Source organism: Empedobacter sp. R750 (assembly GCF_030324345.1).
In the GTDB taxonomy this organism is placed as follows: domain Bacteria; phylum Bacteroidota; class Bacteroidia; order Flavobacteriales; family Weeksellaceae; genus Empedobacter; species Empedobacter falsenii_C.
In genome coordinates this window covers 18,374-43,411 of sequence record NZ_JACAGF010000018.1, presented here as the reverse complement: position 1 = coordinate 43,411, position 25,038 = coordinate 18,374, and the positions used below count along the sequence as shown (strand labels likewise).

Sequence of the window (25,038 nt, the reverse complement as noted above, 5' to 3'; positions counted from 1 at the left end):
ATCATTATTTGTAATGAGACAAATTTTCATAAATTCCTTTAACATCCTGGGCTTTTTCTTTTTTTAAAACCAAAATAGCATCATCTGTTATAACTAAAATACTTTTCTTAAATCCTAAAAATTCCGTATGTAAATCTGATCCGATTACCATATTTCCATGTTTATCGACAAATTTCCCTTTCGAAACTAAATAATCGTATATAGATTCAAAAGATCCCATGTCTGACCATTTAAAATTACCAATAACGGCTTGTAATTTTTCAGTTTTTTCCATTACTGCATAATCTACAGAAATTGACGGAATTAATAAACTCTCGGCTAAAGGAAGAATGTTCTCCGATGATAATTCATAAGCTTTTAAAGCGCTCTGATAAACTTCTGGCTCGTGTATTTTTAACTCATTCAAAAAAGTATCAGCTTTAAAGCAGAACATTCCTGAATTCCAGTAAAAATCACCAGATTTCAAAAATTCTTGCGCTGTATCTAAATTTGGTTTTTCTCTAAAACCTAAAACATCACCATTTCTAATTTGGATATATCCATAACCAGTTTCTGGTTTTGTAGGTTGTAATCCAAAAGTTACAATGCTTCCTTTTTTTGCTAGTTCAATTGCTTCCTGAATTGCTGAATTATATATATCAAGATCTTCAATTAAATGATCAGAAGGTGAAACCAATAAAATATCTTCAGGTTGAGCCTTGAAAGCTGCAAAAGCAATCGCTGCTGCAGTATTTCTTGGAGTAGCTTCTATTACTTCATGAAATTTTTCAATTTTCAAATCTTCTAGAGCCTTTCTTGATAAATAGTAATTATCAACATTACCTACAACAATAAGCTCGTCGCAAATATCTTTGTTTCGAATTATTGTTTGTTGAAATAAAGATTTACCTTCAAATAAATCAATATATTGCTTTGGTTTTTCTTTCCTAGACAATGGCCAAAGTCGACTACCAACACCTCCTGTTAAAATTACATTGATGATTTTCATGCGCGATTGTAATCGTCTTCAATTCTTACAATATCATCTTCTCCAAAATAAGTTCCATATTGCACTTCTACAAATACAACAGGTTCATTTGTTTTATTCTCAATACGATGATGAGCTCCTTGAGGTATTTGAGCTACGTCTCCAGTTTTATAATCTTTTATTTCGTCATTGATTGTAATTGTACCAATACCTGAAACAATTGTCCAAACTTCACCTCTTTTAAAATGATATTGTAGAGACAATCTTCCTCCAGGATTAACTTGAATTCTTTTTACTTTATGAGTCTCAGAATCTTCTAATACCCAATATTCCCCCCAAGGTCTAATATCATGTTCCATTTTATAGTAATTTAAGTTTATTTGTTGATCTTCATTAAATACTCCCCATAACCACTTTTGCGTAATGGTTCAGCAATCTTATTTAACTGTTCTTTATTGATGTATCCCATACGATACGCCACCTCTTCGATTGCACCAATTTTCATTCCTTGACGTTCTTCAATCACTTGAACAAATTGTCCAGCTTGCATCAACGAATTGATTGTTCCTGTATCTAACCAAGCCGTACCACGGTTGAAAACACCAACTTTCAATTTACCTCTTTTCAGGTATTCAGCATTGATATCGGTAATTTCTAACTCTCCACGAGGAGATGGTTTTATATTTTTTGCTATTTCAACTACATTATTGTCATAAAAATATAATCCAGGAACAGCATAATTTGATTTTGGTTCAGTAGGCTTTTCTTCAATAGAAACCACTTCGTTTTTCTCATTAAATTCTACCACTCCATATCTTTCTGGATCTGAAACTTGGTAAGCAAAAACTAAACCACCATCAGGATCTGCTGAGTCTTGTAATAATTTTGACATCCCCGATGCATAGAAAATATTATCTCCTAAAATTAAAGCTACTTTATCGTCTCCAATAAATTCTTCTCCTAAAATAAAAGCTTGTGCTAAACCATCTGGACTTGGTTGTTCTTTATAAGAAAATTTACAACCGATTTGAGATCCATCTCCTAATAACTTCTCAAAATGAGGTAAATCGTGAGGCGTAGAAATAATCAATATTTCATTTATCCCAGCCAACATCAATGTTGATAATGGGTAATAGATCATTGGTTTATCATATACTGGCATTAACTGTTTACTAACTGCTAATGTTAATGGGTGCAATCTTGTTCCCGATCCTCCAGCTAAAATTATTCCTTTCATGTTTTTTTTGTTGTTAAAACGGTTAGATGGTTATATGGTTATATGGTTAAAAGGTGAACGTGTGATCATGTAATCCTGTGAACTTGTTAGCTTCTTCACTTCTTCACTTGTCAAATTGTGAACTTGTAAACTTGTGAACGTGTGAACTTGTAAACTTGTAAACTTGTAAACGTGTGATCATGTAAACTCCTTCACTTGTTAACTCCTTCACTTCTTCACTCTTTCACTTCTTCACTTTTTCTCTTTTTCACTTTTTCTCTTGTTAACCTTCTTCAATATCCCTTTTCAATGATTCGATTAATTTTAAAAGCATTCTTTTGATGTGTAAAAATTGTGTATCAAAATCATCTAAATTACTTATATAATTTAATCTTTTAGATATTTCTAATTGTGTTTCAATTTCATTCAATGAGCCTAAAGCGATGTACAAAAAATGAATAAATTCTTTTTTACTTTTTCTTCCAGCTCCTTCCGCAATATTAGAAGGGACAGATACTGATGCTCTTCTTAATTGGTTTGTCAAACCAAATTGCTCTTCTTTTGGGAAGCAATCTGTAATAGAATAAATATTTGTGACCAGATCTAATGATTTCTGATATACTAATAAATCCTTATGGCTCTTCATCTATTGTATTTTATGTGATTTTGTGAACTTGTGAACTTGTAAACTCCTTCACTTTTTCACTTGTTCACTTGTTAACTCCTTCACCTCTTCACTTGTTAACTCCTTAACTTGTTTACTTGTTAACTCCTTCACTTGTTAACTCCTTCACTTCTTCACTTTTTCACTTCTTCACTTCTTCACTCCTTCACTTGTTAACCTCTTAACCTTCTAACCCCTTAACTTTAAATTCCTCAAACGACTGTGCTTCTTGATCTTTTTCAGAGATTATCATTTTATCTGTTGGGATTTGCCAATCAATATTCAATTCTTGATCTAAAGGGTTAACGCCGTCTTCTGACTCTTTATTATAGCCGTTATCACATTTATAGAAAAAAGTTGCTTGTTCTGAAATCACCGAAAATCCATGTAAAAATCCTCTAGGAATAAACAATTGACGTTTATTCTCAGCAGATAATTCTACTGCAACTGATTGACCATAGGTTTCAGAACCTGGACGAACATCAACTGCAACATCAATTACAGCACCTTCTACCACACGAACTAATTTTGCTTGTGCATGCTCACCTGCTTGCATATGTAGTCCACGCACAACGCCGTAAGAAGATTTAGACTGATTATCTTGAACAAAAGTTGGTTTATACCCTAAAATTTCTTCTATTTTATTTTCGTTATACGACTCAAAGAAATAACCTCTTGAATCTTCAAATACAGTTGGTTCTAAAATAAAACAACCCTTTAATTTCGTTTCTGTTGCTTTCATTTAATTGTCAATATTGTTTTATAATGTTAATAAAGTTGATAAGGTTATAAAAGGTTAATAAGGTTAGATAGATATAAAAAGGTTAATCTATTCTCAATGATTTAATCAATTTAGAAAGCATACTTTTTATATAATTTATACTCTTTTGAAATTGTATTAAATTACCAATAAATCCTAATCGAAAAGCTATTTCCAATTGCGTTTCAAGTTCACTTACTGAACCTAGCGCAATATAAAGAAAACGTATAAACTCAGCTTGACTTTGTCGACCTGCTCCTTCTGCAATATTACTTGGGATAGAGACCGCACTCCGTTTCATTTGACTTGTCAATCCGTAAAGTTCTTCTTTAGGGAAAATTTTTACAGTTTCATAAATACAGACGACTAAATCCATAGATTCTTGCCAAACTTTTAATTCTTTATGACTAGCCATATTTTTTAAAGTTTTATATGTGTGGTGGTAAAAAAGGCTTAAGGTGAAATGAGAAAATAGAGAAATGGGGAGAACTAACTTTCTTAACTTTCTTAACTTTCTTAACCTTCTTAACTTTCTTAACCTTCTTAACTTTCTTAACCTTATTAACTATTAATTATACTGTTTTTCGTAATAATTTTGGTAATCGCCAGATGTTACATTGTCTAACCACTCTTTGTTTGATAAAAACCAATCGATTGTTAGACTCAAACCTTGCTCAAACGTCACACTTGGTTTCCAGCCTAATTCTTTGTTGATTTTTGTTGCATCAATCGCGTAACGTAAATCGTGTCCTGGACGATCTTTCACAAATGTGATTAATTGTTCTGAAGTTCCTGCTTCTTTACCCAATTTTCCGTCCATTTGTTTACACAATTCTTTTACCAAATCGATATTTTTCCATTCGTTGAAACCTCCTACATTATAAGAACCTCCATTTTTTCCTTCATGGAAAACTAAATCAATCGCTTTGGCATGATCGATTACAAATAACCAATCGCGTGTATATTTTCCGTCTCCATAAATTGGTAATGGATTTCCATTCAAAACATTATGAATACACAATGGAATTAATTTTTCTGGAAAATGATTTGGTCCATAATTGTTCGAGCAATTCGTCATCACAATTGGTAAACCATATGTATCATGATATGCTCTTACAAAATGATCCGAAGATGCTTTTGATGCTGAATATGGCGAATGCGGATCATAAGAAGTTTCTTCTGTAAAAAAACCTTCATCTCCTAAAGCACCAAAAACCTCATCTGTTGAAACATGATGAAAACGTTTTCCTTCGAAATTATTGTTCCAAATCGTTTTTGCAGCATTCAAAAGATTAACCGTACCAATCACATTCGTCATCACAAAATCCAACGGATTTGTAATAGAACGATCCACGTGAGATTCGGCAGCTAAATGAATAACACCATCTGGTTGATGTTTTTCAAAAACCTCTAATATATGTTTTGCGTCTGTAATATCAGCTTTTACGAATTCGTAATTTGATTTACTTTCGATATCTTTCAAATTCTCTAAATTTCCAGCATACGTCAACGCATCAAGGTTGATGATTTTCGTTTCAGGATATTTTAAGACAAATTCTCTTACAACGTGAGAACCGATAAATCCAGCTCCACCTGTAATTAAAATAGTTTTCATAGTATTTTTATAGTCGTTTATCAACTTCTTCTTTAGGCAAAGCCCCTTTTACATCATAAATCACACCATTTTCTTTTAAATAATCCGTTAACTGAAGATTTAAAAATTCGTCGTGTGATACTGTTAGAATGATGGCGTCGAATTGGCGAACTTGTGAATTGGTGAACTGGAAAACCTGATCCCATGTATTACAAAAAGTTATTCCGTATTCATGGTTTACCTCATCTGGGTTAGCCCAAGGATCTAACGTTGTCACCTCTATTCCATATTCTTCTAAAGCATGAATCACATCAATTGCTTTTGAATTTCGAATATCAGGGCAATTTTCTTTAAAGGTAATTCCTAAATTGAGAATTTTTGCGCCTTTTACTTTGATATCGTTGTGAATTAACAATTTAACAACCTGAGAAGCTACAAAGGCTCCCATAGAATCATTTAATCGTCTTGCTGCTAAAATTAATTCAGAATAATATCCAATTTCTTGTGCTTTTTGAGCCAAATAAAATGGATCAACACCAATACAATGTCCACCAACCAAACCTGGTTTGAATGGTAAAAAATTCCATTTTGTTCCAGCAGCTTCTAATACGTCATTGGTATCAATATCCATTAGCGAAAAAATCTTTGATAATTCGTTAATAAAAGCAATATTGATATCACGTTGCGAATTTTCGATGACTTTCGATGCTTCTGCAACCTTGATTGTCGGTGCTAAATGCGTCCCTGCAACAATTACGGATTGATATAAATCGTCAACAATTTTTCCAATTTCTGGCGTTGAACCTGATGTTACTTTTAAAATTTTCTCAACCGTATGTTTTTTATCGCCTGGATTAATTCGCTCTGGCGAATATCCTGCATAAAAATCTTGGTTAAATTTCAATCCCGAAAAATGTTCCAATACTGGAATACATTCTTCTTCTGTAACACCTGGATAAACCGTTGATTCGTAAATAACAATATCATTTGTTTTCAACACTTTACCTACCGTTACCGAAGCTTTTTTCAAAGGAGTCAAGTCTGGTCGATTATTTTTGTCCACTGGCGTAGGAACGGTTACCACATAAATTGTCGCATCTCTAATATCTTCTGTATTCGAAGAGCAAAACAATCCGTTTTGAGATTCTTCGACAAGGTCAGAATGTGAATTAAAAGGATTTTGTTTAACTAAAACATTTTGTAAAACATTATTCTCAATTTCTAAAGTTGAATCTACTCCATTATTTAATTCAGCAATACGTTTCTGATTGATATCAAACCCAACAACAGGGTATTTTGTTGCAAATAATCGAGCCAAAGGTAAACCTACGTACCCTAAGCCAATTACTGCTATTTTATGTTGTTGATTCATTTATTATAATATTTTCTGTACCATTGTACAAAGTTATACACTCCTTTGTCAACAGGATAATTAGGATTATAACCAAATTTATCTTTCAACTCTTGGACATCAGCCCATGTTTGATTGACATCTCCTGCTTGCATCGGATACATTTCTAAAATAGCTTTTTCACCTGTCGAAAGCTCAACTTCTTTGATAAAATCCATTAATTGAACAGGTTTACTATTCCCAATATTGTATAATTGGTATTTTTCTTTAATATTTTTATCTTCAAGTATTTTGTCTATTCCTTGAATAATATCATCAATGTAAGTGAAATCACGTGACAAATCGCCGTGATTAAAAACTTTTAAAGGTTGATGATTCAAAATAGCATCTGTAAACAAAAACATGGCCATATCTGGTCTTCCCCAAGGTCCATAAACGGTAAAAAAACGTAAACCTATCGTTTGGAAATCGTACAAATGACTATACGCATGAGCCATCAATTCATTTGCCTTTTTGGTTGCTGCGTATAAACTAATAGGATGATCAACGTTTTGATTTGTTGAAAAAGGAACATCAGAAGAGTTTCCGTAAATACTTGAACTACTTGCGTACAGTAATTTTTTGACGTTATAATTTCGGCAACATTCTAAAATATTTAGAAAACCAACCAAATTACTTTGTCCATAGGCATCAGGATTTTCGATACTATACCGAACACCAGCCTGAGCTGCCATATTAACAACCGCATCAAACGAATATGTTTTAAAAAGTTGAGCCAATGACTCTTTATCTTCTAAATTCATTCGATAGAAAATCATCTTTTCTTCGTGTTTAGAAGAAAGAACTTTCTGCCCAAAATTTGAAGCAAATTCTTGATTGATTCCTAATTCTTTTAATCGATCATATTTTAACTGAATAGTGTAATAATCATTAATGTTATCAATTCCAACAACTTTGATGTTTTTTTCGATTAATTTTTCAGCTAAATGGTAACCTATGAAACCAGCTACACCAGTTATGAATACTGTTTTCATTATTTCTCCTTTTCAGAAGTCGCAACTACTTTTCTTAATCCTGAACTAGAGAAGCGGTGTGTACGCTTGTTGTAGTAAATTTGAATATGATTATCTAAACAATATTGTTTTCCCGTAAAGTCGATATTTCGGTATTCTTCCCCTATAATTCTAACATTTACAGGCAAAGCACTTAACATATCAAACAAATCTTGTTCGGTTTCGTATGGAATAATTTCGTCGACATATCGACAACCTTCTAATTGAATATAGCGCTCTACGATGGATTGAGTAGGGCTATTTTTTGAAGGGTCTACTGCTGCAGGATCAGTATTAAGTCCTACAATCAAGTAATCGCATTGTCTTTTGGCTTCTTCGAGCATCATTACATGACCTGCATGAAGAAGGTCAAATATACCGAATGTAATTCCCGTTGTCATTTTATAATAATATTGTTGGAACGACAAATTTAAGGATTTATATTGAATTAATTTTAAGCTTTTATGACATAAAAAAAGCACTCAAATCGTGTGCTAAATATTTAAATTAATTCAGAATTTCTTTTTTCTAAATGCGTATAAACATTCTTTACTTCCTGCGAATATTCTTTTTGTAGAATTAAATTCGCGGTTGGGGTATTCACAAAAATGGTGTTTTGTAAACCAACAAAAGAAGTATACACATCTGTCCCAATCACCATGTTTCCATTACGATCGACATAATGACCGTTCATCACAAAATAATCATACAACGATTCGAAAGAACCTAAATCATTCCAAACAAATTTTGCTGGAACTACTTTTATCTTCTTGCTTCGTTCCATTACGGCATAATCGATACTATTTGATGGAATATTCATTGAAAGTTCTTCGTTCAATTCTCCGTTCATATTTTCAGACCATGCTATTTTAGACGCTTCGTAAATTTCTTTCTCAAATTTCTTTAATTCTTTCAGTAAAATTCTCGCCTTGAAACAAAACATCCCACTGTTCCACAAAAAATTTCCTTGCTCGATAAAATCTTGCGCCGTAATATGGTTGGGCTTTTCGCGGAAAGAAAGTACGTTATCTCCTTTGTGCTCAATATAGCCATACCCTGTTTCTGGACGAGTTGGATGCACTCCAAATGTGACGATATAGTCATTTTGTGCTAACGCAATCGCTTTTTTCATTGCAACTTGATACGCTTCCATATCTTCGATCAAATGATCAGATGGTGTCACAATTAGAATATCATCATCCTCAACTGCTAAAGCTGCAAATGCAATTGCCGCTGCAGTATTACGTGGAACAGCTTCTACAATTTTCGTGTATTCAACATTCATTTTATCAAGTACTTCTTGACTTAAATGGTCATTATCTTTATTCCCAATCACCATTAATTTATCAGCAATTGGACGGTTACGTTGAATCGTTAACTCAAATAAAGATTGCCCATTAAACAGAGGTAAATATTGTTTTGGATGACTTTTTCGTGAAAGTGGCCAAAGTCTACTCCCAACACCACCAGATAAGATCACATTATAAATACACATAAATTCTTCTAATTCGAACTCGTAAAGATATTAAAAACTACTATATCATAACATTCTATTATGATTTTTCTTTTAAACACAAAAAAAGCGTTCAAAATTGAACGCTTTAAAGTATTGGTATTGATTTTATTAAATCATCGAAATACGTAGTGTATTGGTAATTCCTTTCTCAAATGCTGGCATTGCATTCAGATTGATGATATAATCACCATATTCTACATAACCCTCATTTTTCGCTAAGATATTTACCTCTGTAACCGTTTGATCGGTAGAAGTATCGCGAGGATCGTAATTGATAGCTTTTACTCCCCATAACAAATTCAACATACGGTTAATACGTTTACTTGGATTGAAAACCAAAATAAATGAATTTGGACGATGAGAAGAAATTTGGAAAGCTGTATAACCAGAATACGTTAAAGTTGCAATTGCTTTCGCTCCTGTATCTTCTGCCATTCTAGCTGCATTATAACAAACCATATCAGTTACGAAACGTTCGTTTTTGATCTTTGGTTTGTGTTCTGGTACATGTACGTGATCATCATCTTCAACAGTTTGAAGAATCTTCGTCATTTTCTCGATAACTTGTACAGGATATTGTCCTACAGAAGTTTCTCCAGATAACATTACCGCATCTGCTCCATCAAAAACTGCATTCGCTACGTCAGAAACCTCCGCACGAGTTGGTGTCAAACTAGAAATCATTGTTTCCATCATTTGCGTTGCAACAATAACTGGTTTACGAGCTAATTTCGCTTTGTCAATTAATTGTTTTTGCGCTTTTGGAACGATTTCAAACGGAACCTCAACTCCTAAATCTCCACGAGCAACCATTAATCCATCAGAAAATTCTAAAATATCATCGATATTTTCTAATGCTTCTGGTTTTTCAATTTTAGAGATAATTGGAATTTTTACTGTTCCATGTTCTTTGATAAATTCTGATAAATCTTTTACATCTTGTCCAGAACGAACGAAAGATAATGCAAACCAATCGACACGATTTTCGATTGCGAATTTTGCATCTTCTTTATCTTTTTCTGTTAGAGCAGGTAAAGAAATATTGGTATTTGGTAAGTTAACTCCTTTTTTAGAACGTAGCGGACCTCCTTGAATCGTTTCTGCTTTTACAATATCTGTTCCGTTTGTCTCGATTACTTTGAAGATTAATTTTCCGTCATCAATCAAAATATTTTCTCCCACTTGCACATCTTGCGCAAACTTTTTGTACGTCATAAAAACTTTTTCTTTCGTTCCTACAACATCTTCGTTTGTGAAAGTTAAAATTTCTCCTGGATTGATGATAAAATCTTCGTGTTCCATTTTTCCAATACGCAATTTAGGTCCTTGTAAATCCGCTAAAATTGCTGTATTGTAGCCATGATCGTTATTTAATTGATGAATTGTTTCAATCTTACGTTTCACATCCGCATAGTCTGCGTGCGAAAAGTTGATACGGAACACATCTGTTCCTTTTCTCATCATTTCTAATAAAATCTCTGGACTTTCTGTTGCCGGACCTAAAGTCGCGACAATTTTTGTCTTTTTAAGATATTGTCTATCGTAAATCATAATTTTTCCCTTTTTTTATGCACAATATTTTGTTAGAAAACCAATTGATCCGCATTGCTAATCAAATCGATATCTATTTTTTTGATCGTTTTTATAAAATCTTTTTCTACAAATGGTAGTTGAAGATATTGTAGTTCATCTTCCCAACCAGAGATTTTTACAACATAATTGCAATCCTTGTAATTTGGCACAAGAATAACGCTCTCTTTGAAAAGATTTGATAAATCTACTTCATTTTTTTTAAAATCGGATTGATTTGGTGTATTTTTAATGATATGATAATCTATTTTATTTGCTTCGTCTAACCATTGATAGGTTTCGAAAAAATAAGTATGCTCATCTAACCGAATATCCAAATCGTGAATACGCTCAAAACGCGTATCAAAAGTAGAGTTGAGATGGAAAATAAATTGTGTAGAAGTGTTAAAACTAGAATTTACGCCTATGAGATGAAAATCTATCCAATCATCATATAAGAGTAATTCTGCCATGTTTCTAAACTTTTTCTATTTTCTTTTGTAGCGAATAGTAGGCGCGTTTTGCTGCGCTTTCTTCCGCTTTCTTTTTAGAAGTTCCTCTCCCTTTCGAGATGACTTTATCATTGAGACGGATTACTGATACAAAAACCTGCAAATCTTCTGCGTTTTGCTCCTCAAATGTATTGAATCTTATCGTATTTCTCGTTTTTTGACTCCATTCCAAAATCAACGATTTATGACTTGTAATCGTGTGTTCCAAACGATCTAAATCCGCATAAGGGTCAATAATTTTGACTTGAATAAATTTTTGTACAGCATCTATGCCTCCATCAACATAAATTGCACCAATTAAAGCTTCCAACATATCACCATTTACGTCTTCACCCAAATTGTTGTGATTGTTCATTGGGTCCAAATAATCTAACAATCCAAGTTGTTTGGAAACGGCATTTAATTGTTTACGCGAAACAATTTTAGAGCGCATTTTTGTTAAATAACCTTCTTGTTGATCTGGCGCTTTGTAGTATAAGTGCATTGCTGCAGAAGCACCAAGTAATGCATCTCCTAAAAACTCTAATCTTTCAAAGTTTATACTGTTTCCGTTCTCATCTTTTTTCTGTGCAGATCTATGGGTAAATGCTTCTTTAAAAACCTCAACATTGCGAGGAGTATAACCCAAAATCGACTTCAAAAATTTCAAAAAAGGATCAGATGAATTTGAATCATCACGATGATTTTTAAAAGAAAATAATTTTTTTAAGAAAGACATTACTTATACTTCTTAAATATCACACAAGCATTGTGACCACCGAAACCAAAAGTATTACTCAATGCATAATCTACATTTTTCTCTTTTGCTTTGTTAAATGTATAATCGATTTTCGGATCAAGATTTTCATCATCCGTAAAATGATTAATTGTTGGTGGAACGATACTGTTATTGATTGCTCCAATAGCCGAAATCGCTTCAATAATTCCTGCACCACCTAATAAGTGACCAGTCATAGATTTTGTTGAATTGATTTGAATATTATAAGCATGTTCTCCAAATAATTTTTGAATTGCTTTAGATTCTGCAATATCACCTAATGGTGTAGATGTTCCATGCATATTAATATGATCTACATCTTCTACATTGATATTTGCGTCTAATAAAGCCTCTCTCATCACATTAAGTGCGCCTAATCCTTCTGGATGTGGTGCTGTAATATGGTGAGCATCTGCTGTCATTCCTGTTCCTACTAATTCTGCATAAATTGTAGCGCCACGTGCAATTGCATGTTCGTATTCTTCTAAAATAATACTTCCAGCTCCTTCTCCCATTACAAAACCATCGCGGTCTTTATCGAATGGACGAGAAGCAGTTTGCGGATCATCATTTCGTGTAGATAACGCATGTAATGCATTGAAACCTCCAATACTTGCAGCTGTAATCGCAGCTTCTGACCCTCCTGCAACAATTGCATCAGCTTTTCCAAGTCTTAATAACATGTAAGCATCAATAATTGCGTTTGTAGAAGAGGCACATGCCGAAACAGTTGTATAATTAGGTCCCATAAGACCAAATTCCATTGAAATATGACCAGGCGTGATATCTGCAATCATCTTAGGGATAAAGAAAGGATTGAAACGTGGTGTTCCATTTCCTGTTGCGTAATTAGAAACTTCTTCTTCAAAAGTTTTAATTCCACCGATACCAGATCCCCATATAACGCCGATACGCTCTTTGTTTACATTTGCATCTTCTAAGATTCCACTGTGTTTTATTGCCTCTCTAGCTGCAATAATTCCCAATTGGGCACAACGGTCAATTTTTCTTGCCTCTTTACGATCAAAATGATCTTCAATATTGAAGTTCTTGATCTCACAAGCAAATTGTGTCTTAAAAAGAGTTGCGTCAAAAAGCGTAATAGGCGCAGCGCCACTTACACCATTCACTAATCCATTCCAATATTCTTGGTATGTATTTCCGATTGGTGTTAGCGCGCCTAAACCTGTTACTACTACTCTTTTTAATTCCATAAAATAGGAACTATTACTTGTTTAAGTCTTCGATGTATGTTACAGCTTGACCTACAGTAGAAATTTTTTCTGCTTGATCGTCTGGAATTTGGATATCAAATTCTTTTTCGAATTCCATGATTAATTCTACTGTGTCTAATGAATCAGCTCCTAAATCGTTAGTGAAACTTGCTTCTAGCGTAACTTCGCTTTCGTCAACTCCTAATTTATCTACGATAATTGCTTTCACTCTTGATGTAATGTCAGACATAATTTTCTAATTTTAATTGTTGTAAACTAGTGCAAAAATATAAAACTTATATTAAATACAAGCTTTTTTTTATATGCACGCATAAGAACTTGCAAATATATGGTGAATAAATATTCACGAAAACGTTTAAGTGAATGACATAAGTCAAATTTTTCACGCTTCTTTTTATTGTAACTTTGTCCAAAGTTTTTACCTTTAATATTTTAAAATACTATAAAAATCACAAAAATGAGCATAGAATTGGCATCTTACGGAATAAAAAATTCCAAAATTAACTATCAATTATCTCCTCAAGAGCTTACGGAGAAAATGGTAGAGCTAGGACAAGGAGAAATTACATCTTCTGGAGCAGTAAATATGTTAACAGGAGAATTTACAGGACGTTCTCCTAAAGACCGTTTTATTGTAAAAGATGATATTACTGCAGAAAACGTTTGGTGGGATGGAAACATCAATATTCCTTTCGATTCTGATAAATTTGATGCTTTGTATGATAAAGTTGTTGAGCATTTAAGCAACCGCGAAATTTATGTACGTGATGCTTTTGCTTGTGCTGATGATTCTTACAAAACAAAAATTAGAGCAATTACAGAAACTCCTGCGGCTAATTTATTTATCTATAACATGTTTATTCGTCCAACGGAAGAAGAATTAAAAAACTTTGGTGATTCTGAATGGACAATTATCAATGCGCCAACTTTTATAGCTGATGCAGATGAAGATGGAACAAGACAACACAATTTCTCTATCTTAAACTTTAAACGTAAAATCGTTTTAAACGGAGGAACTGGTTATACAGGAGAAATGAAAAAAGGTATTTTCTCTGCCTTAAACTTCATCATGCCAGTATTTAGAAATACTTTACCAATGCACTGTTCTGCTAACTCAGGTGAAAACGGAGATACAGCAATGTTCTTTGGTTTATCTGGTACAGGAAAAACAACTTTATCAGCAGACAAAAACAGACGTTTAATTGGTGATGATGAGCACGGATGGACAGAAGACAATACGGTTTTCAATTTTGAAGGTGGTTGTTATGCTAAAGTAATTAACTTATCTCCAGAAGGTGAGCCAGAAATTTTTGCAGCGATCAAAGACGGAGCTTTATTAGAAAACTGTAAATTAATTCCAGGAACTAACGAGGTTGATTTTACAGATACATCTATCACAGAAAATACACGTGTTTCTTATCCAATTGATTATATCGAAAATATTGCAGTTCCATCTGTAGGAAAAAATCCTAAAAATATTTTCTTCTTATCGTTTGATGCTTACGGAGTTTTCCCTCCAATTGCAAAATTAAACCCAGATCAAGCGGCTTACTTATTTATCTCAGGATATACATCTAAAGTTGCTGGTACAGAAGCTGGTGTTACAGAGCCTCAAACTACATTCTCTACATGTTTTGGTGCGCCATTTATGCCGTTACATCCAACTAAATATGCTGAAATGTTGAGCGATAAAGTTGAGAAAACGGGAGTAAATGTTTGGTTAATCAATACAGGTTGGAATGGTAAAAAAGAGCGTATGTCTTTAAAAGATACACGTGCGGTTATCAATGCAGCTTTAAACGGAGATTTGAACAACGCTGAATTCAAAAAAGATCCTTATTTCGGATTTGAAGTTCCAGTTGCAATCGAAGGTGTTGCTTCAGAAAAATTAAGTCCAGCGACTTCTTTTGATTCTACAGCAGCATACGAAGCAAATGCGAAAGAATTAGCAGATAAATTCAAAGCGAACTTCAAGAAATTTGAAGAGTTTGCAACTGCTGATTTATTAGCTGGTGGACCAACTATTTAAGGTTAAGATTGAGGTTGAGAATGAGTTTTTAACTCATTTTGAAAATCAGAAATAAATACAAAACCGAGCAAATTGCTCGGTTTTTTTTATGTTTTTATACTTTGAATAATTTTCCACATAGACACATAGAAATTGATGATTATTTGATAAAAAATCAGTAGTTTACTCATAGTTTTTCGTCTTTGATGAAAATTACATTTTCAAGTAAAAGTCTTTTGTTAAATCGATATAATCTTCTGTGTATTGATGACGATCGACTTCGATAATTAATTCTTTTTCTTGTATATCTTTTTCATGAAAACTAAATTCTAACAACACACGTTTTGTAACCGTTGTCGAATTCCCTTTGATATAAACAACTCTAGATAATTTTAAAGCGTTTTGAGCCGTTATCATACAAAAATCACCCATTTGATCGTATGGAATTATAAAACTCGCTAATCCGTCTTTTTGTAGTAATTCGGCAGTTTTTTTTATTAATTCTTCGAAAGTCAAGGTTTCTTGCTGGCGTGCTTGTTTACGCGCATCAAAATCAACAGTATCATTCACCACAAAAAAAGGTGGATTACTGACAATCAAATCATATTTTTTATTGGTTGAATAATCTTGAAGCGATGAATTAAAAATGGTTAATCGATCTGAAAAAGATGCATTCTCGAAATTTTCTTTTGCTTGTAAAAAAGCATCGTTATCAATTTCTATTGCCTCAATCATAGAAAGAGGAAAACGTTGCGCTAACATCAACGAAATTAATCCAGTTCCTGTACCAATGTCTAAAATAGTATTTCCACTTTTTAAATCAGCCCAAGCGCCAAGTAAAACACCATCTGTGCCTACTTTCATTGCGGTTTTATCTTGAAAAATTTCGAATTGTTTGAATCGAAAAGGTTTTCTATTCATTGTAAGGAATCAAAATGTAGAATGTTGTACCGACAGAAATTTCGGTTTCGAAACGAATTGATCCGTCATAATCGTCAATAATTTTTTTGACCATTGGTAAACCAATTCCCATTCCACTATTCTTTGTTGTAAACTTTGGAACAAAAATAGAATCTTGCGATTCGACAGGAATTCCATCCCCATTATCTTGAATGGTTAGATGTAAGAAACCTCCTACTAAAAACACATCTACTTTAACTTTCGCAATACGAGATTGTGGAATAGATTGAAACGCATTTTTTGTAATATTTGTAATAATTCGATTCAAATATTGTTTATCAAAACGCATCATGATGATGTTTGGAGAATAATTAAATTCGATAAACTCCATTGGAAAAACATAAAGCGTGTTTTTTATAACATCAACTACATCGATTTTTTCATCGTTACGAGAAGGCATTTTAGCAAAATCTGAAAAAGCTTCGGCAATCGCAGAAATGGTGTCAATTTGTTGCAATAAAATATTACCTGTACGCATTGTTTTTTCTTCAAGATTTGGATCATTTACATCAAATTTTCGCATAAAATTCTGTAGCATTAATCGCATTGGTGTTAATGGATTCTTGACTTCATGCGCAACTTGTTTCGCAAAATCTCGCCATGCTTCTTCACGTTCTTGCTTAGCTAATAAATCTGATTGTTCCCGCAATCGGTACAACATATCATTATAAGAATCTACCAGAACCTTTATTTCATCGTTACCATCGTAACGAATCGGCATATTGTTTACAATAACTTCTGTTTCTCGAATCCGATCTGCAAACGACCAAAGTTTATTAAGCGTACGTTTAGTAACAAAATAGACCGCAAATGTTCCAAACAAAAGAATAACTCCAAAAGCCAATCCATAACTACCAATTAATGTAAACATGTCTTGTTGTAAAAAATCTTGGTTAGATTGATAAGGTAGACAGAGAACAGCAATATTTTCGTTGTAATAATTTTTGATATTACTATAAGACGAATAAACATTATTGTCGTCGGCTGTATCTTTATTCGTTACAATAAAATCATTTGATTTTTGTAGTTGGTCTAATATTTTCTGAGGTAAAACATTATAAGTCGTTGAAACCGGCTGAGTGGTTAAAATTTTATTACCACGTAAATCATAAATTACAATATCGGTTTTATTAATATCACCGATGCGAAGAAAACCATCTTCTAAAATCTCATGAATATTATCTTTGGTTGCAATTCCAGGATAATTATCCATTTCATAATCTATCGCAGACTCTACCGCTCTAACTTTTCGTTTGAGAATATCTTCGTGATATTGTTTTGTTTGTTCATTAAAATGATTGGCAGTAATCAACAAGATAGCGCCTGCTGTAAATAACAAAATCGATACCATATAAATGATAATACGAACGGGTAGCGATAGGTTATTTTTTTTTCTAATCATTTTTATTGTTGGAATAATCTTTTGACGTATTTTCCTAAGATATCAAATTCTAAATTCATTGTATCGCCCACTTTCACTTGATTAAGGTTTGTAAACTCCCAAGTATATGGAATAATTGCAACCGAAAACTGCCCTACTTTACTGTCAACAACTGTTAAACTAATTCCGTTAAGACAAATCGAACCTTTTTCTACTGTAACATTTCCAGACGATGCTTCATCATATTCTACTGTAACAAAAAAGCTACCATTTTGGTTTTCTATCGAAACAATTTTTCCGGTTTGATCTACATGACCCTGCACAATGTGACCATCGATACGACCATTGAATTGCAAACATCGTTCTAAATTGATTAAATCACCGTTTTTTAATGTGTTAAAATTTGTTTTTTGTAGCGTTTCCTCTATAGCAGTGACTTTGTAAAGCCCATCTTTGAAATCAACAACTGTTAAACAAACTCCATTATGTGCAACACTTTGATCAATTTTTAATTCATCACAAAAATCAGCCTCAATCCATAAATGTAAATTAGATTGCTCTTTCTCTGCTTTTATAAGCTTTCCTACTCCTTCTACGATTCCTGTAAACATGATGTTATTTTTGGTGAAAATAATAATTAATTTAAACTTATAAAATGAAAAAGGGATGATTTTAAAACATCATCCCTTAAATATATTAACTCAGTAATAATTTTTACTCTACAGTAACAGATTTTGCCAAGTTACGAGGCTGATCTACATTCTTACCTAATTTAACGGCAATCCAGTACGATAATAATTGCAATGGAATAGCTGTTAAGATTGGAGAGAATTCTTCTGCTGTTTCTGGAATTACTACGTAATCATCTGCCATAGAAGTTACTTGCTCATCACCATCATTAACGATTGCAATTACTTTAGCACTACGTGATTTAATTTCTTGAATGTTAGAAACTACTTTTTCGTAATAACCTTTTTTCGTTGCAATAACAATAACTGGCATATTTTCATCCAATAAGGCGATTGGTCCGTGCTTCATTTCTGCTGCTGGATAACCTTCTGCGTGGATATATGAAATTTCTTTCAATTTTAATGCTCCTTCTAAAGCTGATGGATAGTTATATCCACGTCCTAAATAAATTGCATTTCTGTTGTCTTTGTATTTTTCTGCGATTTGATCAACAACCCCTTCACAGTTGTCTAAAATTTGTTGAACTAAATCTGGAATACGCTCTAATTCGCGTGTTAACAACGTGAATTTTTCTGTTGATAATTCTCCATTGTGTTTACCTAATTTTAAGGCAATCAATGCTAAAATTGTTAACTGAGCTGTAAATGCTTTTGTTGATGCAACACCAATTTCTGGTCCTGCGTGTGTATAAGCACCTGCATCTGTAATACGAGCAATAGAAGAACCTACAACATTATTAATTCCGAAGATAAATGCTCCAGCCTCTTTTGCTAATTTAAGCGCTGCTAATGTATCTGCCGTTTCTCCTGATTGAGAAATTGCAATCACGACATCGTGTTTATTGATGATTGGATTACGGTAACGGAACTCAGAGGCATATTCTACTTCTACAGGAATACGAGCGAAATCTTCGATCATATATTCTGCAACCAAACCTGCGTGGTAAGAAGTTCCACAAGCAACAATGATGATACGTTTTGCATTCAAGAATTTTTCTTGATGATCCCAAATACCAGCCATTTTGATAACGCCTTCGTCTACTAATAAACGTCCACGCATTGTATCACGAATAGAACGAGGTTGTTCGTTGATTTCTTTTAACATGAAATGCTCGTAACCACCTTTTTCAATCGCTTCGATATTTAATTGTAACTCTTGAACATCTAAAGAAACCGCTTCGTTATTTTGGATTGTGCGTACATCAACTTCTTTGTCTAAAGTAATTGTTGCCATGTCACCATCTTCCAAATAAACCGCATCTTTTGTAAATTCGATAAATGGAGAAGCATCAGAAGCAACAAAAAATTCGTTTTCTCCAATACCAATTGCTAATGGAGAACCTAAACGTCCTACAACAATTGTATTTGCTTCTTCTTTATCTAAAACAGCTATCGCATATGCTCCAATCACTTCATTCAAAGCTAAACGAACTGCATCAGTTAAATTTAAGTTTTGTTCTTCTTGAAATAATTGAATAAAGTTTACTAAAACTTCTGTATCTGTATCACTATGAAAAACGTACCCTTTGTCTTTTAATAATTGTTTGATTGATTCATAATTTTCAATAATTCCGTTATGAACCAATACCAAACGTCCATTATTAGACATATGAGGATGAGAGTTTACATCATTTGGAACACCATGTGTTGCCCAACGTGTATGCCCAATTCCTAAATGAGGTGTTTTATCTAAATTTGCTGATTTATCTTCTAAATCTGAAACTTTTCCTTTTGTTTTTACCAATTCAAAATCGGTACCAGTAGAAAGAACTAAACCTGCACTATCATATCCACGATATTCTAGTCTTTTTAGTCCATTAATAATAATTGGGTACGCTTCGCGATGTCCAATATATCCTACAATTCCACACATAATATTTTATAGTATTTTAGTTAAATTCGTTAAATATAATACGCCCTATTTTTGAGAGTAATATACCAATAATTTCAGCTTTTTATCCGCTACTTCCGAATTATTTCCATGTAAAACAATTCTGTATGGATTATAAGCTCTATCATTTTGATAAGGATTTGTACTATTAATCGTAGTTGCATCGCTAACAGATGTTATAAAATTACCTATTGTAATAAACATCGTTTGATCTTTAAACTCATTTCCTTTCTCTAACATGCTTTTTAGATGTTTCGTGATATCAATTGTATAATAATCCGTATCTCCTTTTACAATAGGATTAAAGTGAACTGATGTAGGGTATGAATTATAGAATTCTAAAACGTCTGCATACAATTCATTTATAACTTTATCATCTTTTTTGTAGTTATTCCAAGCTACTAAATAAGGCGGTTTTGGAAAACTAGTTGAACCATCAATATAGAATTTTAATTTTGCTCCAAGAATCACAATATTACTTTTTGTCATCTCAGATTTTAATTCATCTAATTGCGTTTGTTTGAATTTTAATTTTGCATAATTTCCACTCATTCCGCTTAAATACAATCTTGCATCACCATTCATTTCATCAGGTTTGATTGTAGAATAAGTAGACCCTATTGTATTATTTACGATTTGAGAAGCAATAATATTGGCATTATTTGCAGTACCAGAATTCCACTGATTTGTCATATCAAAAGCATAAGTAACACTTACACGCTCTTTATAATCCTTTTCATCTGGTTTTTTTTCTGTAGGATTCTTTTTAGAATAATACATATTCAAATCAATCTTGTTTGGATTAAAATTGACAATAAATCCATTTGATTCTTCTACAGAAAACTCTAAACCTTTGATATTTTCACGAATAAATGTTGCGTAATCAGAAAGCAATCCTGTTTTTGCATTTTTAATAATTTTTTCGTCAAAATAATCTGGATCTAAAGAAACTTTGTAACCAGGAACAACCTCAGAAATATTAGAAGTTCCAGTTTTTAGTTTAACAACTTTTCCTGTTACTGTTTTTCCGATTGTAGCTTTTCCGATTACTCTTGAATTAACAGAAATTGGAGATTCAAGGCCACTTAATGTTGAAAAATATTTCGTGTCTTTATATAAAACTGTATGAATGTCTTTAATTTTCAACGTCATGGTTAAATCCTTATTCCCATACAAAGAGTCAACTGCATACTTTGTTGTAATTTGGATTGTATCTGTATCTTTTGGTTTCTCTCCTGGTTTAGAAAGATTGATCGTATCTTTAGAAATTGGATCTTTAGTCGTGCTGTAATAAACTGGAATTACCAAATTCACAGAATCTACTTTAGGTTCTGTTCCAAAATCTTGATCTCCAATAGACGAAGGTCTAATTTGTGTATAAAACTTAGAAGATGTAGAACCAAAAATTGGCTCATTGTACACACCAAAAGCTCCATTTTGAAGTACAAACTTATCTGTACGAAGCGTGTCAAAATTGGCATTAAAAGCAATAACATCCAAGGATTTTACATTTCCTTCTGCCTCACCTCCAATCACATTGTTATCTAATCCTAGTGTTTCATTCTCACACGAAACAATTGCTCCCATTCCAATCATCATTGCAACAGATACAGAAAGGACATTCAAAAATTTTTTCATTAATCTAAATAGATTTTAATTAGAGTTCATTACTTCCTCAAGATAAAAGTTATTGTAAACTTCTTTTGCTTGTTCTTTAGAACAATAGTCTAATAGAGGAATATTTTGTTGGTTGATATAGTTTTTCACATCTTCTGGAATCATCTCTTCTCCTTTCGCAACTGCATCAGCATATTCTAAAGAAGCTTGAATCATACCCAAATGTGTAGGTTTTTCTAAATATGTTTGTACATCAGCTTCTACTTTATCAAAAGCTAATTTTTTAACTAATTCGTTATCTAATTCTCCTTCAAATCCGTTGTCAAATAAAGAAACAACAACTTTCGCATCTTGAAAGAAAGGATCGTCAGAATAATATTTTTTTAGATACAATGGTACTAAACTAGACATCCAACCCATTACGTGAACAACATCTGGTTTCCAGTTTAATTTTTTTACTGTCTCTAAAACTCCTTTTGCGAAGAAAATAGAACGTTCGTCGTTATCAGAAAATAGTCCATTATGTTCTCCATAAACTTCTTTACGTTTGAAATATTCTTCGTTATCAATAAAATACACTTGTAGTCTTTCTCCTGGAACAGAAGCGACTTTAATGATTAATGGTTGATCCAAATCATTAATAATCATGTTCATACCTGAAAGTCGTATTACTTCGTGTAATTGGTGTCTTCTTTCGTTAATTGCTCCAAATCTTGGCATAAAGATTCTTACATCTGCACCACTACTTTGCATGATTTTTGGCAAATCTAATGCTTGTGAAGACATCGGATTTTCAGGAAAGTAAGGTACCATTTCTGTTGTTACATACAATATGCGCTTTCCTTCCATAATTTCTACTCTCTTTTCCTAATGAATAATAAGGCACAAATTTACAAAAAAATGTTGATATATTATTTGCTTATAGTAGCTTTGCGAGATATTAGTTTTTTTTTAACAAATCAGTGTTATGGTTATATTTAACGAAAAGGAAAAATTAACTCCCGCAATCGACGAGTTAAAAAACCAAAACAAAACCATTGGATTTATCCCTACAATGGGCGCTTTACACGAAGGTCACATGTCTTTAGTAAAAGCTTCTAAAGCTCAAAATGATTACACAATCGTTAGCATTTTTGTTAACCCAACACAATTTAATAATCCAGAAGATTTAGCAAAATATCCTCGAACTGAGGAAAATGATAAAGAATTGTTAATGAAAAATGGCTGTGATTTTGTCTATATGCCTACTGTTGAAGATTTATATGAAACAAATGAAGGTGCAAAACATTACGATTTTGGTACAATAGACCAAGTGATGGAAGGCACTTCTCGCCCTGGACATTTTGATGGAGTAGCTACAATTGTTTGCAAATTATTCAAAGCAGTTCAGCCAACAAGAGCATATTTTGGAGAGAAAGATTTTCAACAAATTCGTATCATTCAAGAAATGGTAAAACAAGAGAATTTAGATGTCGAAATTGTTCCAATGCCAATTCACAGAGCAGATTCTGGTTTAGCATTTAGTTCAAGAAATGCACGTTTATCAACGCAACAAACTTCGGATGCACCACAAATTTATTCAATTTTATCACAAGCTATAACGCTTAAAAAAGAAGGAAAAGATGTTGCTGAAGTAAAAGCTTTCGTCGAAAATGAATTCAAAAATTCACCTTTCGAATTAGAATATTTTGAAATCACAGATGAAGAAACCTTGTTGTCAATCGAACATTTTTCTGATGCCAAACATATTCGTGGATTTGTCGTTGCTTATGCAGGCGATGTACGTTTAATCGATAATATTCAGTTTTAATTAAATATAATAAATTTCTCAAATCAATAGAAAAATATTGAAACAGGTTTTGAAATTTATAAGTTCAGTGTAACTTTGCAAGATTATGATGGTAGAAGTTTTTCACTCTAAGATACATAGAGTTAAGGTAACAGACGCAAAATTAAACTACATCGGAAGTATTACAATCGACGAAGATTTGATAGATGCTGCCAATATGGTTGTGGGTCAGAAAGTACAAATCGTGGTACAAGAGAATGGCGAACGATTTGAAACTTATATTATAAAAGGTAAACGTGGAAGTGGCGAAATCTGTCTGAATGGACCTGCAGCGCGTAAAGTACAAGTTGGTGACACAGTTATCATCATTACGTATGCGATGATGGAGTTTGAGGAAGCCAAAACATACGAACCAACAATTGTTTTCCCTAACGAGAACAATCGTTTAGATTAAGAAATTAATTTTCAATAATTTATATGAAGAGTAAGATCAAACAATCGCTCTTCTTAATCACTGCTTCATTGTTAGCCGTATTTTTTGTCGTGGTAACAGTGAAGCAAATTGATTTCGAACGAGTTGCAAAAGTTTTAAAACAAACCAATTATTTTTGGATTTTTGCATCTATGGCAATCAGTATTCTCACGTATTGGATACGCGCCGCTCGTTGGAATCTTCTTCTAAAGCCAATGGGCTACAACACACAAACCTCATCTGGTTTTTGGGCAATTGCATTTGCATATTTTATGAATTTGACCATTCCTCGAAGTGGCGAAGTGGCTCGTGCAACAAGTTTCTATAAAATGGAAAAAGTCCCGTTTGAGAAATCTTTCGGAACAGTAGTTTTAGAGCGTGTAATTGACGTTTTATTTTTGGGATTATTTTTCGGTTTAACACTTATTTTCAATTATGAAACATTCATCAAATTTGTAGAATTAGGAAACAAAGAAAAGGCGCACCAACCAACAACAGAACCTTCTTTCTTAAAACATTACATCGCAATTGGAATTCTTGTTTTAGGAATTGGATTAATCGCTATTTTCTGGAAAAAAATTAGTCAATTAAAGTTTTTTGAAAAAATCAAAACCTTTCTATTTGGACTTTGGGAAGGTATAAAATCAATCTCGAAATTAGAAAAAAGAGGCTTATTCATCTTTTATTCTTTCGCACTTTGGATTTGTTATTTTTTAATGACTTTCCTTGTTTTCTTCGCTTTTCCAGACACCAAAAATTTTGGAATTCCAGAAGGTTTATTTCTTTTGATTGCAGGATCTTTGGGAATGATTTTGCCTGTTTCGGGCGGTTTGGCTTATCCGTATATTATGTCGATTGCATTTTCGGCTGTTTATCTTGCGAAAGGTGGAGATCAGCATGAAGGACGAGCAATTGGCGATTATTTTGGGTTAATTCTTTATATGGCTCAAGTTATATCGATGATTAGTTTTGGATTGATTGCTATTTACAAAATCGCACGAATTCGACGAGATTCTACACAATAGTTACATACCTCCA

Annotated in this window: 26 protein-coding genes; 4 read left to right on the top strand and 22 right to left on the bottom strand. The window is 32.9% G+C overall.

Annotated elements, in window-relative coordinates; genetic code table 11:
• Positions 1–4: 4 nt before the first annotated feature.
• The 16 genes from HXZ74_RS14935 to HXZ74_RS14860 all read right to left on the bottom strand — a co-directional run bounded on the left by HXZ74_RS14935 (position 5) and on the right by HXZ74_RS14860 (position 13,422).
• Entirely contained in the window at positions 5–988 is a 984-nt protein-coding gene (locus HXZ74_RS14935) for a mannose-1-phosphate guanylyltransferase (RefSeq protein WP_286476123.1), read from the bottom strand.
• The gene (locus tag HXZ74_RS14930; protein ID WP_286476121.1) at positions 985–1,326 is read right to left on the bottom strand and encodes a phosphomannose isomerase type II C-terminal cupin domain; all 342 of its coding nucleotides are present in this window, start codon (positions 1,324–1,326) and stop codon (positions 985–987) included. The genes HXZ74_RS14935 and HXZ74_RS14930 overlap by 4 nt, the downstream gene beginning before the upstream one ends.
• A gap of 17 nt (positions 1,327–1,343) precedes the next feature.
• Positions 1,344–2,204 carry a glucose-1-phosphate thymidylyltransferase RfbA gene (rfbA, locus tag HXZ74_RS14925; RefSeq protein ID WP_286476119.1) on the bottom strand — a complete coding sequence of 287 codons (861 nt, stop codon included), beginning with the start codon at positions 2,202–2,204 and terminating at the stop codon, positions 1,344–1,346.
• A 262-nt stretch (positions 2,205–2,466) separates the two neighbouring features.
• Complete coding sequence (locus HXZ74_RS14920) at positions 2,467–2,829, bottom strand: four helix bundle protein (protein WP_038335987.1); 363 nt, start codon at positions 2,827–2,829, stop codon at positions 2,467–2,469.
• Between the two features lie 199 nt (positions 2,830–3,028).
• Complete coding sequence (gene rfbC, locus HXZ74_RS14915; protein WP_286476117.1) at positions 3,029–3,589, bottom strand: dTDP-4-dehydrorhamnose 3,5-epimerase; 561 nt, start codon at positions 3,587–3,589, stop codon at positions 3,029–3,031.
• Positions 3,590–3,671: 82 nt separating this feature from the next.
• Positions 3,672–4,022 carry a four helix bundle protein gene (locus tag HXZ74_RS14910; protein WP_114998499.1) on the bottom strand — a complete coding sequence of 117 codons (351 nt, stop codon included), beginning with the start codon at positions 4,020–4,022 and terminating at the stop codon, positions 3,672–3,674.
• A gap of 153 nt (positions 4,023–4,175) precedes the next feature.
• Positions 4,176–5,222 carry a dTDP-glucose 4,6-dehydratase gene (gene rfbB, locus HXZ74_RS14905; protein ID WP_286476116.1) on the bottom strand — a complete coding sequence of 349 codons (1,047 nt, stop codon included), beginning with the start codon at positions 5,220–5,222 and terminating at the stop codon, positions 4,176–4,178.
• A gap of 7 nt (positions 5,223–5,229) precedes the next feature.
• A complete protein-coding gene (locus HXZ74_RS14900; RefSeq protein WP_286476115.1) occupies positions 5,230–6,573 on the bottom strand; it encodes a nucleotide sugar dehydrogenase in 1,344 nt (447 codons plus the stop codon).
• A complete protein-coding gene (locus HXZ74_RS14895) occupies positions 6,570–7,586 on the bottom strand; it encodes an NAD-dependent epimerase/dehydratase family protein (RefSeq protein ID WP_286476114.1) in 1,017 nt (338 codons plus the stop codon). The genes HXZ74_RS14900 and HXZ74_RS14895 overlap by 4 nt, the downstream gene beginning before the upstream one ends.
• On the bottom strand, positions 7,586–8,005 hold the full coding sequence (locus tag HXZ74_RS14890) for an adenylyltransferase/cytidyltransferase family protein (protein WP_286476112.1): 420 nt from the start codon (positions 8,003–8,005) through the stop codon (positions 7,586–7,588). The genes HXZ74_RS14895 and HXZ74_RS14890 overlap by 1 nt, the downstream gene beginning before the upstream one ends.
• A gap of 101 nt (positions 8,006–8,106) precedes the next feature.
• The gene (locus HXZ74_RS14885; RefSeq protein WP_286476110.1) at positions 8,107–9,099 is read right to left on the bottom strand and encodes a mannose-1-phosphate guanylyltransferase; all 993 of its coding nucleotides are present in this window, start codon (positions 9,097–9,099) and stop codon (positions 8,107–8,109) included.
• Positions 9,100–9,228: 129 nt separating this feature from the next.
• Entirely contained in the window at positions 9,229–10,671 is a 1,443-nt protein-coding gene (gene pyk / locus HXZ74_RS14880) for a pyruvate kinase (protein WP_286476108.1), read from the bottom strand.
• A gap of 32 nt (positions 10,672–10,703) precedes the next feature.
• Positions 10,704–11,162 carry an IPExxxVDY family protein gene (locus tag HXZ74_RS14875; protein ID WP_280045920.1) on the bottom strand — a complete coding sequence of 153 codons (459 nt, stop codon included), beginning with the start codon at positions 11,160–11,162 and terminating at the stop codon, positions 10,704–10,706.
• A 4-nt stretch (positions 11,163–11,166) separates the two neighbouring features.
• Positions 11,167–11,919, bottom strand: a complete 753-nt coding sequence (gene rnc, locus HXZ74_RS14870) for a ribonuclease III (RefSeq protein ID WP_286476106.1) — start codon at positions 11,917–11,919, stop codon at positions 11,167–11,169.
• Positions 11,919–13,172 carry a beta-ketoacyl-ACP synthase II gene (gene fabF / locus HXZ74_RS14865; RefSeq protein ID WP_038336001.1) on the bottom strand — a complete coding sequence of 418 codons (1,254 nt, stop codon included), beginning with the start codon at positions 13,170–13,172 and terminating at the stop codon, positions 11,919–11,921. The genes rnc and fabF overlap by 1 nt, the downstream gene beginning before the upstream one ends.
• 13 nt (positions 13,173–13,185) lie before the next feature.
• Positions 13,186–13,422 carry an acyl carrier protein gene (locus tag HXZ74_RS14860; RefSeq protein WP_038336002.1) on the bottom strand — a complete coding sequence of 79 codons (237 nt, stop codon included), beginning with the start codon at positions 13,420–13,422 and terminating at the stop codon, positions 13,186–13,188.
• 228 nt (positions 13,423–13,650) lie between these two features.
• On the opposite strand from HXZ74_RS14860, the gene pckA reads away from it, so the two are divergent.
• A complete protein-coding gene (gene pckA, locus HXZ74_RS14855; RefSeq protein WP_286476104.1) occupies positions 13,651–15,222 on the top strand; it encodes a phosphoenolpyruvate carboxykinase (ATP) in 1,572 nt (523 codons plus the stop codon).
• A gap of 192 nt (positions 15,223–15,414) precedes the next feature.
• On the opposite strand, the gene HXZ74_RS14850 is transcribed toward pckA, so the two are convergent.
• The 6 genes from HXZ74_RS14850 to HXZ74_RS14825 all read right to left on the bottom strand — a co-directional run bounded on the left by HXZ74_RS14850 (position 15,415) and on the right by HXZ74_RS14825 (position 22,588).
• Entirely contained in the window at positions 15,415–16,065 is a 651-nt protein-coding gene (locus tag HXZ74_RS14850; protein ID WP_286476102.1) for a tRNA1(Val) (adenine(37)-N6)-methyltransferase, read from the bottom strand.
• A 49-nt stretch (positions 16,066–16,114) separates the two neighbouring features.
• Positions 16,115–17,563, bottom strand: coding sequence for a sensor histidine kinase (locus tag HXZ74_RS14845; protein ID WP_286476100.1), 1,449 nt, complete (start codon positions 17,561–17,563; stop codon positions 16,115–16,117).
• A 2-nt stretch (positions 17,564–17,565) separates the two neighbouring features.
• On the bottom strand, positions 17,566–18,153 hold the full coding sequence (locus HXZ74_RS14840; RefSeq protein WP_286476098.1) for a riboflavin synthase: 588 nt from the start codon (positions 18,151–18,153) through the stop codon (positions 17,566–17,568).
• A 103-nt stretch (positions 18,154–18,256) separates the two neighbouring features.
• Positions 18,257–20,104: a glutamine--fructose-6-phosphate transaminase (isomerizing) gene (gene glmS / locus HXZ74_RS14835; RefSeq protein ID WP_286476097.1), complete on the bottom strand. Its 1,848-nt coding sequence runs from the start codon at positions 20,102–20,104 to the stop codon at positions 18,257–18,259.
• A gap of 45 nt (positions 20,105–20,149) precedes the next feature.
• Positions 20,150–21,760: a DUF4270 family protein gene (locus HXZ74_RS14830; protein WP_286476095.1), complete on the bottom strand. Its 1,611-nt coding sequence runs from the start codon at positions 21,758–21,760 to the stop codon at positions 20,150–20,152.
• Positions 21,761–21,775: 15 nt separating this feature from the next.
• Complete coding sequence (locus tag HXZ74_RS14825) at positions 21,776–22,588, bottom strand: glycogen/starch synthase (protein WP_114998530.1); 813 nt, start codon at positions 22,586–22,588, stop codon at positions 21,776–21,778.
• Positions 22,589–22,706: 118 nt separating this feature from the next.
• On the opposite strand from HXZ74_RS14825, the gene panC reads away from it, so the two are divergent.
• The 3 genes from panC (at position 22,707) to HXZ74_RS14810 (ending at position 25,025) form a co-directional block, all read left to right on the top strand.
• A complete protein-coding gene (panC, locus tag HXZ74_RS14820) occupies positions 22,707–23,549 on the top strand; it encodes a pantoate--beta-alanine ligase (RefSeq protein WP_286476093.1) in 843 nt (280 codons plus the stop codon).
• Positions 23,550–23,634: 85 nt separating this feature from the next.
• Positions 23,635–23,982: an aspartate 1-decarboxylase gene (gene panD / locus HXZ74_RS14815; protein WP_038336011.1), complete on the top strand. Its 348-nt coding sequence runs from the start codon at positions 23,635–23,637 to the stop codon at positions 23,980–23,982.
• A gap of 23 nt (positions 23,983–24,005) precedes the next feature.
• Complete coding sequence (locus HXZ74_RS14810) at positions 24,006–25,025, top strand: lysylphosphatidylglycerol synthase transmembrane domain-containing protein (RefSeq protein ID WP_286476091.1); 1,020 nt, start codon at positions 24,006–24,008, stop codon at positions 25,023–25,025.
• Positions 25,026–25,038: the final 13 nt, after the last annotated feature.